Raw genomic sequence first — 14,345 nt, forward strand, 5'->3', positions numbered from 1 at the left:
TCAGTCTCCGTCTGCGAAGGAGAAGCCGGCCGATAGCCCGATGGCGACGCCATATTCATCGCTGAAGCCGGTGGCGAGATCACGGCTGACAGAAAGAAGCTTGTCGATCTTGGCCCGCTCGGCATCGTTGCCGATGGCCGCTTCGATATCCGGGTTGATCGCCGTCGCCGTCGTCGCCAGCTCGGCGAGCAGCTTGTCGATCTTGCCGGCGATATCGCGTTTGTCTGCCGGCAGCAGGCTGGCCATGTCGGCCTTTTCCCAGAGCGTCTTCAAGCCTTCGATATTGCCGGCAAACGAGGTCCAGGTGTTGGCGGAGCGCCAGTAGATCGCCATCTTCGGACGCGTTGCCGCAGCATCGCCCTTGTAGAAGGTCTCCAGCCGCTGGTCGCGGACAGTGGCTGCCCCATGCACCAGGATGCCGAGCAACGCCGTGACGGCTTCCTTGTTGTCCATGAAGTCACTGCTGGCGTTGCCCGGAAACTTCCATGATTTCTGCACGCCGTCCGGGGCGTCCCACTCGTCGGCAATTTCCTTGGTAGTCTTTTCGATATTGCCGGCGACAGCCGCACCATAGCGGCAACGGAAGCTTTGCTTCTCCGTGGAAAGCACGTCCGAGCCGTTGCCGTCGAGGACGTATTCCAGCGCCGTCAGGCTCATGAGTGCCACGCTCTTGCCGGCCACGGCCTCGACCGTCGTGTCGTGTTCGTCCGCCTTGGCGATCAATGCCTGCACCTGCTTGAGGCCGACGCCTTTGCGGTCAGGATAGAACAGGATGTGCTCGAAGCGGTTTTTCTCGATGATCGGGCCGGTGTCGACGATCTCGATATGAGACCAGCTCTTGACCGTGTCGCCGAAGGCCGACTTGGCGCTCGCAAGCGTCGTGGCGCTGGGGGCGGCGCAAAGCGCCTTCATCGCGACGGTCAGTTTCGATGCGGAATTGTGCATGGCGCGGTAACCGGGGCGAATGACGTCGTCGACCGCCTTCTGCAGGACCGCCGGTACTGCCGCCTCGTTGAGGCCGGCGCCGTTGGCTTTCGCGTCCTCTGCATGGGCCGGTAGAGCCGAAACCGAAAGAAGAAGGCAGACGGCGAGACTTTTCCAGTGGCGCATCAGAGAGACTCCAGAAAGTTGATGAGGGCTTGCCGATCATCCTTGGACAGGTCGGCGAATGCGTTGCGGGCTTTTTCGGCCTCTCCTCCGTGCCAGAGGATGGCTTCGGTCAATGTGCGGGCGCGGCCGTCATGCAGATAGGCCTGCCGTCCGCTTACCGTTTGGGTCAGGCCTATACCCCAGAGCGGCGGCGTACGCCAATCGCGACCGGATGCCACGCCCACCTGCTGCCCATCCGACAGGCCTTCGCCCATATCGTGCAGTAGGAAATCGGAATAGGGCCAGATCAGCTGGAAGGCCTGCGGTGAATCTTTGCCGTCGCTGCCCTTGATGCCGTCGCGGGTCACGAATTTCGGCGTATGGCAGGAAGCGCAGCCGGAGCGATAGAACATCTCCTTGCCGTGCAGCACATCGGGAAAGCTCGCCTTGCGGCGGGCGGGCACGGCGAGATTTTCGGAATAGAAGGTCACGAGAGGCAGAACCGGATCCGGCGCCTCCGTATCGCCGAGCCGCTTTTGCACGCCGTTCGGCATGGAGAGGCAGCGTGGCTCCTTTGCCGTGCAGTCGCCATAGGGGGTTGGGCGGTCCGGCGTCGAAATGCCGATATCGACGGAAAAGGCGTCGGCCGCCTGATCGCGCACTGTCGCATTCTGCGCCTTCCAGCCGAAACGGCCGAGTGCAAGTTGCCCGGTGCGATGATCGCGGACGATCGCGGCCTTGCCATGGATACCGTCGCCGCTCTTGTCGTCCGGGTCGGCATTGGCAAGAATGTCGGCTTCCGGAATGGCCTCGATCAGGCCGAGGCCGATCATCGGCGGGGCGATGCGGGGCGAAAGCGTGGTGGTCGGGTCCATCGGCCCGTAAGCAAGATCGGTCACCCTATAATGCGGCTTGCGCAGGGTAACGGTTTCACCATCGGCGAGCATCGCTGTCTCTTCGCTATAGCTGACCGTCACCTTGCCCTCGGCGGCAAGGCCGGGCACGGCGAGATCCTGCAGCTGCGCGCCATAGGTCGAATCCGGAAAATTGAGCGCGCGAAAATCCTTGGTTGCCTGTTCCTCCTCTGGGGTCGATGCCGGTCGCGCTAGCCTCAGCACCAGGGATATGGCATCGGTCGCCGTCTTTTCGAACCCATGTCCGCGGCCATCGCGGAGGTGGCAGCTCTGGCAGGATCGGGCGTTGAACAGAGGTCCGAGCCCGTCGGAGGCCTGGGTGGAGGAAGGCGCGGAGACCCAGAGCTTGCGGAAAAGGGCGTTGCCGAGATGGAAATCCTGTCCCCGTTCCAGGCTGAGATTGGCCGAAGGCTTCGAGAAGATATCGCGGGTGATGGGATCGATCGAGGTCAGCGCACCGCCCTGCATCGCCTCATAGGACTCGGCCTTGGAAAAATCCGTGGTCGCGCGGGTGACGTCGCGCACCCGCGTCAGCTGCTCGGTGGAAAGGTCGGTCCGCGTGGTCGGAAAATCAAGGATGCCGGCCGCGGCCAGGGTGATGGAAAAAACCAAAAAACCCGCAGCGAAGGCGGGCAAAAGGGCGCGGTTGGCCTGAGTGTTTATCATGGTTGCCGAGGGTGGCAGCGCCTTGTCGCGCTGCCACCTCCCTCATTACTTCTTGAAGACGGTGTTAGGATTGTCCAGGCTTGCCGAACCTTCAAGCTTGATGGTGCCGAGATCGAGAGCGGCGATGACGCGCTGGATGCTCTTCGTCTGGTCGAGCAGGCCCTCGATCGCCTTCTGCACGGTGGCGTTGCCTTCCTTGTTGCCTTCGCCGATCATCTGGTCGTACTTCTCGACCGTCTCGCCGCGATGCACCAGCGCCTTCATGGCGTCGAGGGTGGCGTCGAGCTTGGCTTCCATTTCCTTGTCGAGCGCCGGATCCTTGGCCTTGACCAGATCGTGCAGCGACGGACCCGTCATCTTGGTGCCGTCGACGCGCGTGTAATTGCCGGTATAGGCAGATGCGATGCCGATGGCGTCGCCATTATGCTCGTTGTAGGTGTTGTCGGAGAAGCAATCCTGCTCTTCTTCCGGATCGTGCAGCAGCAGGCCGAGCTTCATGCGCTCGCCTGCAAGTTCGCCGTAGGAGAGCGAGCCCATGCCGGTCAGGATGGTGGTGAGGCCAGCCTTCGGATCGGCCTGGACGTTCTTGGTGGCTTCGCCCTCAGGCGCCCACTTCTCCGCCATATCCTTGAGATCGGCAACGAGCAGCGTCGAAGCGGAACGCAGATATTCGGCGCGGCGGTCGCAATTGCCGTGCGTGCAATTCTTCAGGTCGTAATCGGTGGCGGGACGTTCGCCGGTGCCCGGTCCGGTGCCGTGCAGATCCTGGCCCCAGAGCAGGAATTCGATGGCGTGGTAACCGACGGCCACATTGGCTTCGACGCCTCCAGCCTTGTGTAGCGTGCCCGACAGGAATTCCGGCGTCAGATGCGAGGCGTCGACATCCTTGCCGTTGATCTTGATCGTCTTGTTGGCGATGACATTGGCGACATAGAGCGAATTCTCGTCGCTCTCCGTGCCGTAGGAGGCATCGACGTAGTCGATCAGACCTTCGTCGAGCGGCCACGAGTTCACCTGGCCTTCCCAGTCATCGACGATGGGATTGCCGAAGCGATAGACTTCCGTCTGCGCATAGGGGACACGGGCCTTGACCCAGGCCGCGCGTGCCGCCTTCAGCGTCTTGTCGCTCGGGTTGGCAAGCAAAGCGTCGATTGCCTTGTCGAGCGCCTGTGCTGTCGTCAGCGCGTCCTGATATTTGGCATGTGCCAGGTCCGTATAATGCTTGAGAACGGCGGCCGGCTCGGGAGCGGCGGCACGAGCGGGAAGGCCGGATGCGGCAGTCATGGCAACGGCCACCGCAAGTGGGGCGCCAAAATTGATTTTCACCTTCATGTTCCTCTCCTGTGACAGCGGGGGGCACCGTCAAAACTTGGCAATTTGTGTCATGTATGAAAAATAAACTTGTGTCAAACGCTCTAGTTTAGAATTGTTTTAAGGCGAGTGACCTTTGGTTCCGGCTTCGCGGATAGGGGGATTTGCCGGAAAAGCAGCGCGCTGACGGTGCGCCGCGTGCCGCATCTACATTGTCTCTGATTGCTGAAATAGCCTGCCCAATTGCAGTGCGGCGGCTCAACCTAGTCGCCGCACTGCGGTGCACCTATGCCTTGCGCTGCAGGCGGCAGAAGAAGAAGCCGTCCGTGTCTGTGGAGGCGGGGGTCAGGGTGATGGTCTTGCCATCTGAAGAATGCGGGCGCGCCGTATCCTTGCCGAACAACTTTTCCCAGGAGCTCAGCGTCTCCACGATTGCGAAATCGGGGTTCTGGCTGGCGAAGCGGGTGACTTGCGCCTCGTTTTCTTCGGGCAGGACCGAACAGGTGACGTAAAGCAGCGAGCCGCCGGGGCGGACGAATTCGCCAGCTTGAGCGAGGGCTTCCTGCTGCTGGCTGGTCCGCTCGTCGAGATTTTTCTGCGTCAGCCGCCATTTCGTATCCGGACGGCGGCGCCAGGTGCCGGTGCCGGTGCAAGGCGCGTCGACCAGAACCTTGTCGAACTTGCCGCGCAACGTCAGCAGACCGTTGCGTTCGTCATGAACCTGGACATTGCGGGTTCCGGCACGCTTCAGCCGTTCGATGATTGGTGCCAATCGCCGGCGATCGCTGTCATAGGCGTGGACCTGACCCTTGTTGTGCATGGCGGCCGACATGGCGAGCGTCTTGCCGCCGCCGCCGGCACAATAATCGAGCACTTGGTCGCCTTCTTCGGGCAAAACGAGATCGGCAACGATCTGCGAACCTTCGTCCTGCACCTCGAACCAACCTTTCTGGAACGAAAGCTCGGCCGTGACGTTAGGAAGACGGGATGCGCCTTCACCGGCGGGAATGCGGATGCCGAAACGGGCGATTTTCGATGCCTGTGCGCCTGCGCGTTCCAACGCCTTCACCACCTTGGCGCGGTCGGCCTTGAGCGCGTTGGCGCGAAGGTCGAGCGTTGGGCGGTCGGAGAGCGCTTGTGCTTCGGCAAGCCAGCCGTCGCCGAAGGCGCGCTGGAAGGAGGCTTCGACCCATTCGGGGATATCGCCCTGGACGTGCACGGGCGCGTCCTCGAGTTTGCGGGCGGCAAAGCTGGCCAAGGTCTGTGCGCTCGGCGCCTCGGGAGCAAACTTATCGCCGTCTAGTTCGGCAGCGAGAGCTTCGGGCGTCAGGCCCCATTGGCGAAAGAGGACAGCATGGGCAAGCGCCGAAGGACTGTCGTCTTCCATCAGCCAGGCGTGAGAAAGCCGCATGCGCAGGGCATCGTAGACGATGTTGCCGATCGCGGCCCTGTCGCCGGAGCCGGCAAAGCGATGGGCAAGGCCCCAATCCTTCAGGGCGTCGGCCACCGGTCGTTTGCGCGCTTCAATATCGGCAAGAACTTCGATGGCCCCCTGCAATCGGCCGCCCAGACGCATTCACTCTTCTCCTGCTTGCGCATGATCCCGAAACTCGGCGGAGTTTATCGGGAAACGGGATGCGCCGCCAACATATCGCTGACACTTCATCAATCCGCTCGAATGCCCTACATGGCGGCAGATTATTGAAGCGTCGCAATCGCGTGGTAGCCGCGATTGGCGGAGAGAGCAAGCGTTGAGCCGAAATGCCCTATGCGTCCGGCCTGATCGGCGATTACTTCGAGGCGACGACCTCGTAGCAGACCTTGGCGGTGCCGGAGGCAACCATGCCGATGTCCTGGGCTGCGGCGCGGGAAAGATCGAGAACACGTCCGCGAATGAAAGGTCCACGATCGTTGATGCGAACGACGACGCTGCGGCCATTGTGCTTGTTGGTGACCCGCAGACGCGTTCCGAAGGCAAGCGAACGGTGGGCGGCAGTAAGATTTCTGGAACTCATACGTTCACCGGAAGCAGTCTTGGAGCTTCCTCCGTACCATGAAGCGCCTCCGCAGCCGGCGGATGCAAATGCTGGAGTCGAAACGACAGCAAAGGAGGCGGATATAGTTGCGGCGATTGCCAAAGAACGTGCGACTTTCTTCAAACCGTTTTTCCCTCAAGCTATTGAACTTGCGCCCTGGGCAGGCGGTGGGGCTTAAATCCGGCCAAAAATGGCAAAAAAGTGCCACTATCAATCACGGAATGTTACAGACTGTAACATTTGTGAATCGCGGCAAATACTGTGACTATTCAGTGGATTTGCTCGGTTATGGAAAAAACCTAATAAAATCAGTTAAAAGTGGAACGATTTTTCCTGCAGGCATGCTGCAATGTCCGGGATCACGATTTTCTGGAAAATAATTTTGCGGCGCCGCCATAATTGCTGCCGCATTTGTGCAATTTTAGAGGTCGTTAACCATAATTGCGGGGAAAATTGAACTAGGGAGCCCGGCCTGGTAGGAATTTTCATGCAATTTAATGAGGGTTGGGGGCGTGTCTTTCAGCCTTGCCAGCGTCCCGAGGACCACAGTTCCGCAAGGGACATACGATACTCCGGGTAACGGAAGGCAAAGCCCAACGCGCGCAATTTCGCGTTCGAGACACGCTTGTTTTCGCCGTAGAAGGAGCGTGCCATCGGGCTCAGCTCAGCCGTTTCGAAGGGTTGTTCCGGCGGCGGCTCGATGCCCATGAGGCGGGCGGCTTCAGCGATCACATCCTGCGGCGGCGCAGGTTCGTCATCGGTCACATTATATATGCCGCCAAGCCTGTGCTCGGACAGGAAGCGGGCACAGGCGCCGATATCTTCGACGCGAATGCGATTGAAGACCTGGTTCGCCTTGATGAGGCGGCGGGCCGTTCCCTTGTCCAGATTGCAAAAGGCATTGCGGCCCGGGCCATAGATGCCGGAAAGTCTGAGAACGGAAACCGGCAGATCAAGCCGGATACCGACGCGCAGCCAGCCGTCTTCCGCCTCGACACGCTCGACGGAGCGGTCGGCGACCGGATGCAATGAAGTCTGCTCGCTGACCCATGCGCCCTTATGGTCGCCATAGACGCCAACCGTCGAGAGGTAGCAGACCCATTCCAGCTTCGGCATCAGCGCCTTCAGATTGAGCTGCGCCAGCCGCAGCAGCGGATCGCCCGATTTGCCCGGTGCGATCGACTGCACCAGATGGGTTGCGGATGCCATCGCTTCGGCCAGAGCCGGATCGAGCGTCTCGCCGTCGAAGACGAAAGCCTCGATGCCTTCCTTCGCCAGCAATGCGGCCTTCTCGGCGGAACGGGTCGTGCCGGTGATGCGCACACCGGGGCTGGCAAATGCCTTGGCGATGGCCGTTCCCGAATAGCCGCAGCCGAAAATCATCACATGCATCACAACACCCCTGCCAGTTTCCATTCCGCGCGAACCTCTTCGTCCGCTTCGTCATGCCTTTGTGCCGCAAATGCACGGAACTCGCCAGCCGTCATTAGCCGCGACAACGCCCAGACTGCCATTCCCCGCACGACAGGCGATGGATCGCCAGCCAATTCGCGACATTTCTCTGTGAGGGACCGTTCACCGGAATTGCCAGCCGCGATGAGGACATTGCGGATAAACCGATCCCGGCCGATACGCTTGACCGGCGAGCCGCTGAAGAAGGTGCGGAAGGTCGGATCGTCGAGACCGAGCAGAAAGGCGATCGATGGTTCCTTGAGATCTTCTCGCGCGACGAGCTTCATCTCCGAGGCAGCACTTGCGAACTTGTTCCAGGGGCAGGCGGCCAGACAATCGTCGCAGCCATAGATGCGATTGCCGATCATCGGTCGAAGTTCCGGGTCGATCGGCCCTTTGTGTTCTATGGTGAGATAAGAGATGCAGCGGCGCGCATCGAGTTGATAGGGCGCAGGGAAGGCCGCTGTGGGGCAGGCGTCGAGGCAGGCGCGACAGGAGCCGCAATGATCGATCTCAGGCGCGTCCGGCTCCAGATCGGCCGTGGTGAACATCGAGCCGAGAAATAGCCACGACCCGAAAGCGCGGCTGACGAGATTGGTGTGCTTGCCCTGCCAGCCGAGGCCGGCAGCGCCGGCGAGCGGCTTCTCCATGACTGGCGCCGTATCGACGAAAACTTTGACATCTTCTTTCGCCCGCGCCGCAAAGCGGGTCGCGATCTCCTTCAGCCGTCCTTTGATGACGTCATGATAATCGCGATTGCGGGCGTAAACGGAAATGGCTGCCTTGTCGGGCTTTTCCAGAATGCCGCGCGGATCTTCGTCGGGACCATAGTTGAGGCCAAAGACGACGATGGAGCGGGTTTCGCTCCATAGGACACGAGGATCGGCCCGCCGGTCACGCGTTTCCTCCATCCAGCCCATCGTGCCGTGATGGCCTTTGTCGAGGAACTCTCCGAGCCGGACGGCAGCCTCTGGGATGGCGTCCGGTCGTGTGATGCGACAGAGATCGAAGCCTTGCGCCCGCGCTTCCTCGTGCAGGAAGGCGGTCAGCGCGCTTCGCCGTTTTCCGGCTTTTTCCGTTTCACGATCCTCGGGCATGACAAGCCCTCGTTAGAGCAATTCCAGCAAAAGTGCGCAGCGGTTTTGCGTCCGGAATTGCGTGAAAACCAAGAGATAGAGCATTTTGCGACACCGCTCAAAGCGAAAAGGCTCTAGAAATCCAGATCGGCGTAGTGTGAAACCGGGGTGACGCCGCGCACACGCTCCGCCAGGATCGGCCGGAAGGATGGGCGCGACTTCAGCCGCTGGTACCATTCCTTGGCAATCGGGGATTCCGTCCAGTCGATCTCTCCGAGATAGTCCAGCACGGAAATCGAAGCGGCGGCTGCCAGATCGGCGTAGCTCAGCCGGTCGCCTGCCAGCCACTGCCGGGAGCCGGCAAGCCACGACAGATATTTCATATGCTGGCGGATATTGCCGCGCGCCATCCGCATTACCTTGGAGTCGGGCGCGCCGCCGCCTTGTTCGGCGGTCATCTGCAGCTTGAACACGCGCTCACGCGTAAGTGGCCGCGTGACGTCCTGCTCCATCTTCTGCATGAACCATTCCGTCAGCCGGCGAATTTCGGCGCGCTGGAACGGATCTTCGGCCAGAAGGCGGCGGTCGCGCTTCAGGACGCCGTGGGTCTCGTCGAGATATTCGGAAATGACCGAGGCACCACAGAGCGCCCTCATGCTGTCATCGACGTAGACAGGGAGGGTGCCGGCAGGGTTAAGCGCCAGGAAGTCGCGGCGCTTTTCCCATGTCTGCTCATCGATCAGTTCCGTCTGATAACCATATTCGGTCAGGATCAGCCGGACGAACCGAGATGAAGATGACATTGGGTGATGATAAAGCGTCGGCATTGCTACTCGGGTGTTTCTGATTGGTGCTACGGAGTTTTTCGGGTCGCGTTCTTGCGGCCCTAGTCATGTGTCATGGGTTGAAGCTATAGGAGCTTGGCCTAGTTTGCACAAGCGAATCGGGCCGCCCTGCCGTTTGACAAAGGACACGATATGGCTGAACAAATTATTATCGCGTTGGTTTTGGGTCTTGTGGAGGGCCTTACGGAGTTCATTCCGGTCTCCTCCACCGGACATTTGATATTGCTCGGACATTTTCTCGGTTTCAAAGAAGCCGCCACTTTCGACGTTCTCATCCAGCTCGGTGCGATTCTCGCCATCCTGCTCGTCTATTTCAATCGGCTTGTCCAAATTGCCAAGGCGCTTCCCGTCAGCGTCAAGGCTCGCCACTTCGTTCTGGCCGTCCTCTTCAGCTTCCTGCCGGCCGCGGTGATCGGCGCTCTGGCGCATGATTTCATCAAGACCGTGCTATTCGATTCGCCGAAGGTCGTCTGTATTTCGCTGATCCTCGGCGGCTTCGTTCTGCTCGGCGTCGACAAGATCAAGTTCAAACCGAAATACACCAGCGCCTACGAGTTTTCCTGGCCGATGGCGGTGAAGATCGGTTTCTTCCAGTGCCTGGCTATGATTCCGGGCACGTCGCGCTCCGGTTCCACCATCGTCGGTGCGCTGCTGCTCGGCGCAGACAAGCGATCGGCTGCCGAGTTCTCATTCTTCCTTGCCATGCCCACCATGGCAGGCGCGTTTGCACTGGATCTGTGGAAGAGCCGTCACGACCTGAGCATGGACCAAGGGTTGCTGATCGTCATCGGCTTCGTCACCGCCTTCATCTCGGCGCTGTTCGTCGTGCGGGCCTTGCTCGACTTCGTCTCCCGCCGTGGCTACGCGCCCTTCGCGTGGTGGCGTATCGCCGTCGGCACCGTCGGCCTGATCGGACTTTACTTCGGCTGAAGCAAGTCGTCCGCCGACGCGATCCTGGAGACAATTAAGGCCGGTGAGAACCGGCCTTTTTCATGCCTATCAATTTGAGGAGGCGTTGATAGAGCCCGTCGTGCAGGGATCGACGCCGTAGGCCGGCGCACATTCGCCCTTCACCGAGGCGATGCTGCCGCGGGCGACGAAAGAGCCTGCGAGAATCACCAGTGCCGCGCACGCAAACAGAAGCGCGATAGACTTGCCCATCGAAAAATGCCTTTCCGCAGAAGTGTGAAGCGCGCCACGATCGGTTCGTTATGCAAGCTCGCGACGCGCGGCCTTGTTAGTCAGTGAAGTGAGCAATAGCAATAAATGTTCATATTAAATTTGACGTTAATGCCACTATTTCCGCAGTGCGTCTTTTAGGCAACGCTAAGCTGTGTGCGGCAGGGGTTCAACGGGTTCAGCGACGTCAAATTTTGTCTATCTGGACAATAAAAAACGCCGCTCGGCAGGGCCGGGCGGCGCTTGAATTTATCGGGAGCTCCGAATCGTCAGGCTGCTTTGCCGGAGCCGGTGAACTGGCCATGCGGGCGGTAGCGCACGAGGTAGGAGGGCAGCACGGAGACGAGAAGCGTCGGCAGCAGGCCGATACCCTTCAAGGTGCGTCCCTCGGCTTCAGCCTGCTTGGAAACGACATTGTCGCTCTTCAGCAGCGTGACCTGGTCGGAGGTGATCGGCGGCTTGATCAGCGGGATGAGGGAGGCGATCGAGCCGATCAGCGAGGCGAGGCCGAAGGGGATGGAAACGAGCGCCTTCTTCCGGCTGATGACCGAAAGTGTCGTCTCGAGACATTCACGGAAGGACAGGACTTCCGGGCCGCCCAGTTCGTAGGTCGTGCCGGCCTTCAGCTTGCCGTCGACGCTGCGGGCAACGGCTTCCGCGATGTCTTCGACGTAAACGGGCTGGAACTTCGTCTTGCCGCCGCCGATCAGCGGCAGGAACGGGGCCGTGCGCGACATGTCGGCAAACTTGTTGAAGAACTCGTCTTCGGGTCCGAAAACGATCGATGGGCGCAGGATCACGACGTCAGGCTTGATCGACAGGATGGCCGTCTCTGCGCGAGCCTTGGTGCGGGCATAGGCGGAAGGTGACTTGGCATCCGCGCCGAGCGCCGAAATATGCGTCAGCGATGCGCCGACGCTGCGTGCGGCTTCCGCGATGGCCTTGGCGCCGAATTCCTGCACGGCGTCAAAGGTGTTGCGGCCGCTTTCGGCCAGGATACCCACGCAATTGACGACATGTTGCGCGCCTTCGGCTGCGCGATCGATGGAGTTGCGATAGCGCACATTGGCCTGAACGATCGAAATCTGGCCGAGATTGCCGAGCGGGATCAGGAAACCCGCAAGATCGGGGCGGCGCACGGCAACACGGATGCGATAGCCACGCTTGGCAAGCGCACGCACGACGTGCCGCCCGATGAAGCCTGATCCTCCGAACACGGTCACGAGCGGCGGGAGGTTGGACAGGGTCATGGCAGGCTCCTCGAAAGGCTTTGATTGGGCTTATATGGTTTCGTCTTAGCCGATCCGAGCGCCGAGGTGAAGTGCAATCACGCTGCGTTGCAGCGTCGCGTTTCGAAGGGGTCAAACCCCTTCGACGACGACCATTTCCGCGTCCGCGACCTGCTGGCGGATTTTGGCGGCGATCTGGTATTCCGGCGAGTTGTAGCAATCGACGGCGTGCTGCAGTGACGGGAACTCGATGACGACGTTGCGCCCGCGTGCAGGCCCTTCAAGCGGCGTGAAAGCGCCGCCCCGGGCGAGGAAATTCGCGCCATATTTCTCGAAGGCGGGCTTGGCGGCTGCGACGTAGTCCTTGTAACGCTCGGGGTCGCGCACGTCCACGCGTGCGATCCAGTATCCCTTCGGCATATGTTCCTCCCTGTTTCTTGGTGTATTCTCAGATTGCGGCGTCGATCTCGGCGAGGATGGCGCGAGCGGCCTCCTTCGGATCGCCGGCCTTGACGATCGGCCGGGCGACGACGAGATGGCTCGAACCAGCCTTGATGGCCGCAGCCGGGGTCATTACTCGCTTCTGATCACCCTTGTCGCTACCATCAGGCCGGATGCCGGGGGTCACCAGCGCCATGTCGGGGCCGATGATCTTGCGCACCGCAGCTGATTCCTCGGCCGAACAGACGATACCGCCCATGCCGGCAAGATGCGCCTGCTCAGCCCGGCGCAGCACCAGCGTATGCGGATCGTACTCATAGCCGGCGGCGATCAGGTCTTCTTCGTCCATCGACGTTAGCACGGTCACACCGAGCAGGCAGAGATCCGAGCCCTTGGCCGCTTCGACGGCCGCCTTCATCGCCTTCGGATAGGCGTGCAGTGTCAGCATCGACATGCCCATCTTGACGATGTTCTCGACGCCGGAGGCCACCGTGTTGTCGATGTCGAGCAGCTTCATGTCGAGAAAGATCTTCTTGCCGCTGGCGGCGAGATCGCGCGCAAATTCCAGGCCGCCGGCAAAGGCGAGCTGATAGCCGATCTTGTAATAGAGAATATCGTCGCCGAGGGCGCCGACCACTTTCTCGGCCTCCTGAAGGTTTGGAACATCCAGTCCAACGATCAAGCGGTCGCGTGCGGTCATCTCAAGCCCATCCCATCCAGTCTTCCATGGGTGTCCAGTCGCACGAGACGGCGCGCTTCGCAAGATCGAAACAGAAAAGATTGCCCCCGCCCGGCGGCTGGTCGCCCTGGCGCGCGATCGGCTTTCCCTCGAGATGGCATTTCAGCAGCGTACCGACGCCGCCGTGTCCGACGAAGGCGATCGGCAGCCGCGGATCGTGCCGCGCAAGAATGGCTTCGACATTGGAGACGATCCTTGCCTGCGCATCGAAGGCGCGCTCCCAGCCCTTGAAGCTCTCATGCGGATTGGCAAAGAACCAGTCCGCCGCCTTTTCGAACTCGGGCGGGGCCAGGAAGCCCGTGGCGCTGCGGTCGTTCTCGTGCATGGCCTCGATGATCTCGACGGACGCGCCGCTCGTCGCCGCCAGAATTTCGGCCGTTTCTATCGCTTTGCGTTCGCCGCTAGAGACGATCAGCCCAAGCTTATAGGCCCAAGGATGGGTCGCCGCCGCGCGCGCCCTTGCCGCTCCGATCTCGGACAGCCCCCATTCCGGCACGGGCACGTCCGGATCAATCCGCACCTGCGGGTGCGTAATATAAAGAGCATACATGGATTGTCTCAGCCGCGGCTGTAGACCCAGAGCTGGGCCGGCGGAATATTGCGGACGATGAAATCGAAATGGCGGATGTGGTAGCGATCGGGTTTGGCGATGATCGGCGACACCGGTCCATAGGAAATCTGCACGAAGGGACGACCCGCGGGCATGCGATCCAGCAGGCTTTCGAGCAGCGCCACACGCGCCTTCATCGGGAAATTGAGGAGTGGAATGCCCGAGACGACGGAGTCGAAGGTCTGGCCGCGCAGCACGCCGAGCGTCTTGTCGAGATCGAAGGCATCGCCATTGATGAAATGGACGCCGGGATAGAGCTTGACGAGATGATTGTAGAAGTCGGTCGAATATTCGATGGCGACCAGGTTCTTCGGCTCGACGCCGCGTCCGAGGATCGCCTTGGTGATGGCGCCCGTACCCGGCCCAAGTTCCAGCACAGGCAGCCCTGACTGGGTGTTGATGACGCTCGCCATCTTGCGGGCGGTGATCGAGGACGTCGGCGCAATCGAACCGACGGTCTTCGGCCCTTGCATCATGCCCTTGAAGAAACGGATCTCCTCATCGAATTTCTTGCCAAGCCGTTCCTTAAGACGCAGCGCCATGCCTTCTCCCCCTAGATGTTACGGTCACGACTTACATACAGTTTCTCTAAAATCTTGCAATGCGATGACGCAATAACAAGAGAAAATGTCGCAATCCGAAAAGAACCAAATAAAAGCGCCCTCGCGGTAATGAAACGCATGAAAGGGCGCTTTGGTTTCCCTAGATCCGGGTGATTTTTACGTCTGTTCGACCTGAAATCATCCGGATCTTGAAGC

The 14,345-nt window shown here is 60.5% G+C and carries 15 protein-coding genes; 1 reads left to right on the forward strand and 14 read right to left on the reverse strand.

What is annotated here, in order from left to right; genetic code table 11:
- The 8 genes from GGD46_RS17930 to GGD46_RS17965 all read right to left on the reverse strand — a co-directional run bounded on the left by GGD46_RS17930 (position 1) and on the right by GGD46_RS17965 (position 9,371).
- Entirely contained in the window at positions 1 to 1,110 is a 1,110-nt protein-coding gene (locus GGD46_RS17930) for an imelysin family protein (protein ID WP_184706308.1), read from the reverse strand.
- Complete coding sequence (locus GGD46_RS17935; protein WP_184706310.1) at positions 1,110 to 2,669, reverse strand: di-heme oxidoredictase family protein; 1,560 nt, start codon at positions 2,667 to 2,669, stop codon at positions 1,110 to 1,112. The genes GGD46_RS17930 and GGD46_RS17935 overlap by 1 nt, the downstream gene beginning before the upstream one ends.
- Positions 2,670 to 2,714: 45 nt before the next feature.
- Positions 2,715 to 4,001 (reverse strand): imelysin family protein, encoded by a 1,287-nt coding sequence (locus GGD46_RS17940; protein WP_184706312.1) that lies wholly within the window; start codon positions 3,999 to 4,001, stop codon positions 2,715 to 2,717.
- Between the two features lie 265 nt (positions 4,002 to 4,266).
- A complete protein-coding gene (locus tag GGD46_RS17945) occupies positions 4,267 to 5,556 on the reverse strand; it encodes an RsmB/NOP family class I SAM-dependent RNA methyltransferase (protein ID WP_184706314.1) in 1,290 nt (429 codons plus the stop codon).
- A gap of 214 nt (positions 5,557 to 5,770) precedes the next feature.
- Positions 5,771 to 6,139 (reverse strand): septal ring lytic transglycosylase RlpA family protein, encoded by a 369-nt coding sequence (locus GGD46_RS17950; RefSeq protein ID WP_184706316.1) that lies wholly within the window; start codon positions 6,137 to 6,139, stop codon positions 5,771 to 5,773.
- A gap of 396 nt (positions 6,140 to 6,535) precedes the next feature.
- Entirely contained in the window at positions 6,536 to 7,408 is an 873-nt protein-coding gene (locus GGD46_RS17955) for an SDR family oxidoreductase (RefSeq protein ID WP_184706317.1), read from the reverse strand.
- Complete coding sequence (queG, locus tag GGD46_RS17960) at positions 7,408 to 8,565, reverse strand: tRNA epoxyqueuosine(34) reductase QueG (protein ID WP_184706318.1); 1,158 nt, start codon at positions 8,563 to 8,565, stop codon at positions 7,408 to 7,410. Before queG ends, GGD46_RS17955 begins: the two co-directional genes overlap by 1 nt.
- A gap of 113 nt (positions 8,566 to 8,678) precedes the next feature.
- Positions 8,679 to 9,371, reverse strand: coding sequence for a glutathione S-transferase family protein (locus GGD46_RS17965; protein WP_184706319.1), 693 nt, complete (start codon positions 9,369 to 9,371; stop codon positions 8,679 to 8,681).
- 150 nt (positions 9,372 to 9,521) lie between these two features.
- On the opposite strand from GGD46_RS17965, the gene GGD46_RS17970 reads away from it, so the two are divergent.
- Positions 9,522 to 10,319, forward strand: a complete 798-nt coding sequence (locus GGD46_RS17970) for an undecaprenyl-diphosphate phosphatase (RefSeq protein ID WP_184706322.1) — start codon at positions 9,522 to 9,524, stop codon at positions 10,317 to 10,319.
- 69 nt (positions 10,320 to 10,388) lie between these two features.
- Here GGD46_RS17970 and GGD46_RS17975 read toward each other — a convergent pair whose 3' ends face one another.
- The 6 genes from GGD46_RS17975 to pmtA all read right to left on the reverse strand — a co-directional run bounded on the left by GGD46_RS17975 (position 10,389) and on the right by pmtA (position 14,129).
- Positions 10,389 to 10,550 (reverse strand): hypothetical protein, encoded by a 162-nt coding sequence (locus GGD46_RS17975; RefSeq protein WP_037149170.1) that lies wholly within the window; start codon positions 10,548 to 10,550, stop codon positions 10,389 to 10,391.
- Between the two features lie 287 nt (positions 10,551 to 10,837).
- Positions 10,838 to 11,818 (reverse strand): complex I NDUFA9 subunit family protein, encoded by a 981-nt coding sequence (locus tag GGD46_RS17980; RefSeq protein ID WP_184706324.1) that lies wholly within the window; start codon positions 11,816 to 11,818, stop codon positions 10,838 to 10,840.
- Positions 11,819 to 11,929: 111 nt separating this feature from the next.
- Entirely contained in the window at positions 11,930 to 12,217 is a 288-nt protein-coding gene (locus GGD46_RS17985; protein WP_184706326.1) for a DUF1330 domain-containing protein, read from the reverse strand.
- 28 nt (positions 12,218 to 12,245) lie between these two features.
- Positions 12,246 to 12,938 carry an orotidine-5'-phosphate decarboxylase gene (gene pyrF, locus GGD46_RS17990; protein ID WP_184706327.1) on the reverse strand — a complete coding sequence of 231 codons (693 nt, stop codon included), beginning with the start codon at positions 12,936 to 12,938 and terminating at the stop codon, positions 12,246 to 12,248.
- A 1-nt stretch (position 12,939) separates the two neighbouring features.
- The gene (locus tag GGD46_RS17995; RefSeq protein ID WP_184706329.1) at positions 12,940 to 13,527 is read right to left on the reverse strand and encodes a histidine phosphatase family protein; all 588 of its coding nucleotides are present in this window, start codon (positions 13,525 to 13,527) and stop codon (positions 12,940 to 12,942) included.
- A gap of 8 nt (positions 13,528 to 13,535) precedes the next feature.
- Entirely contained in the window at positions 13,536 to 14,129 is a 594-nt protein-coding gene (gene pmtA / locus GGD46_RS18000) for a phospholipid N-methyltransferase PmtA (RefSeq protein WP_184706331.1), read from the reverse strand.
- Between the last annotated feature and the right edge of the window lie 216 nt (positions 14,130 to 14,345).

This window comes from Martinezella lusitana, from assembly GCF_014207095.1.
Classification (GTDB): Bacteria; Pseudomonadota; Alphaproteobacteria; order Rhizobiales; family Rhizobiaceae; genus Rhizobium; species Rhizobium lusitanum_B.

Bases quoted from the DNA above. Each gene is read 5' to 3' on its own strand.
- GGD46_RS17930 (WP_184706308.1), bottom strand. From the start codon at position 1,110: ATGCGCCACTGGAAAAGTCTCGCCGTCTGCCTTCTTCTTTCGGTTTCG.
- GGD46_RS17935 (WP_184706310.1), bottom strand. From the start codon at position 2,669: ATGATAAACACTCAGGCCAACCGCGCCCTTTTGCCCGCCTTCGCTGCG.
- GGD46_RS17940 (WP_184706312.1), bottom strand. From the start codon at position 4,001: ATGAAGGTGAAAATCAATTTTGGCGCCCCACTTGCGGTGGCCGTTGCC.
- GGD46_RS17945 (WP_184706314.1), bottom strand. From the start codon at position 5,556: ATGCGTCTGGGCGGCCGATTGCAGGGGGCCATCGAAGTTCTTGCCGAT.
- GGD46_RS17955 (WP_184706317.1), bottom strand. From the start codon at position 7,408: ATGCATGTGATGATTTTCGGCTGCGGCTATTCGGGAACGGCCATCGCC.
- queG (WP_184706318.1), bottom strand. From the start codon at position 8,565: ATGCCCGAGGATCGTGAAACGGAAAAAGCCGGAAAACGGCGAAGCGCG.
- GGD46_RS17965 (WP_184706319.1), bottom strand. From the start codon at position 9,371: ATGCCGACGCTTTATCATCACCCAATGTCATCTTCATCTCGGTTCGTC.
- GGD46_RS17970 (WP_184706322.1), top strand. From the start codon at position 9,522: ATGGCTGAACAAATTATTATCGCGTTGGTTTTGGGTCTTGTGGAGGGC.
- GGD46_RS17975 (WP_037149170.1), bottom strand. From the start codon at position 10,550: ATGGGCAAGTCTATCGCGCTTCTGTTTGCGTGCGCGGCACTGGTGATT.
- GGD46_RS17980 (WP_184706324.1), bottom strand. From the start codon at position 11,818: ATGACCCTGTCCAACCTCCCGCCGCTCGTGACCGTGTTCGGAGGATCA.
- GGD46_RS17985 (WP_184706326.1), bottom strand. From the start codon at position 12,217: ATGCCGAAGGGATACTGGATCGCACGCGTGGACGTGCGCGACCCCGAG.
- pyrF (WP_184706327.1), bottom strand. From the start codon at position 12,938: ATGACCGCACGCGACCGCTTGATCGTTGGACTGGATGTTCCAAACCTT.
- GGD46_RS17995 (WP_184706329.1), bottom strand. From the start codon at position 13,527: ATGTATGCTCTTTATATTACGCACCCGCAGGTGCGGATTGATCCGGAC.
- pmtA (WP_184706331.1), bottom strand. From the start codon at position 14,129: ATGGCGCTGCGTCTTAAGGAACGGCTTGGCAAGAAATTCGATGAGGAG.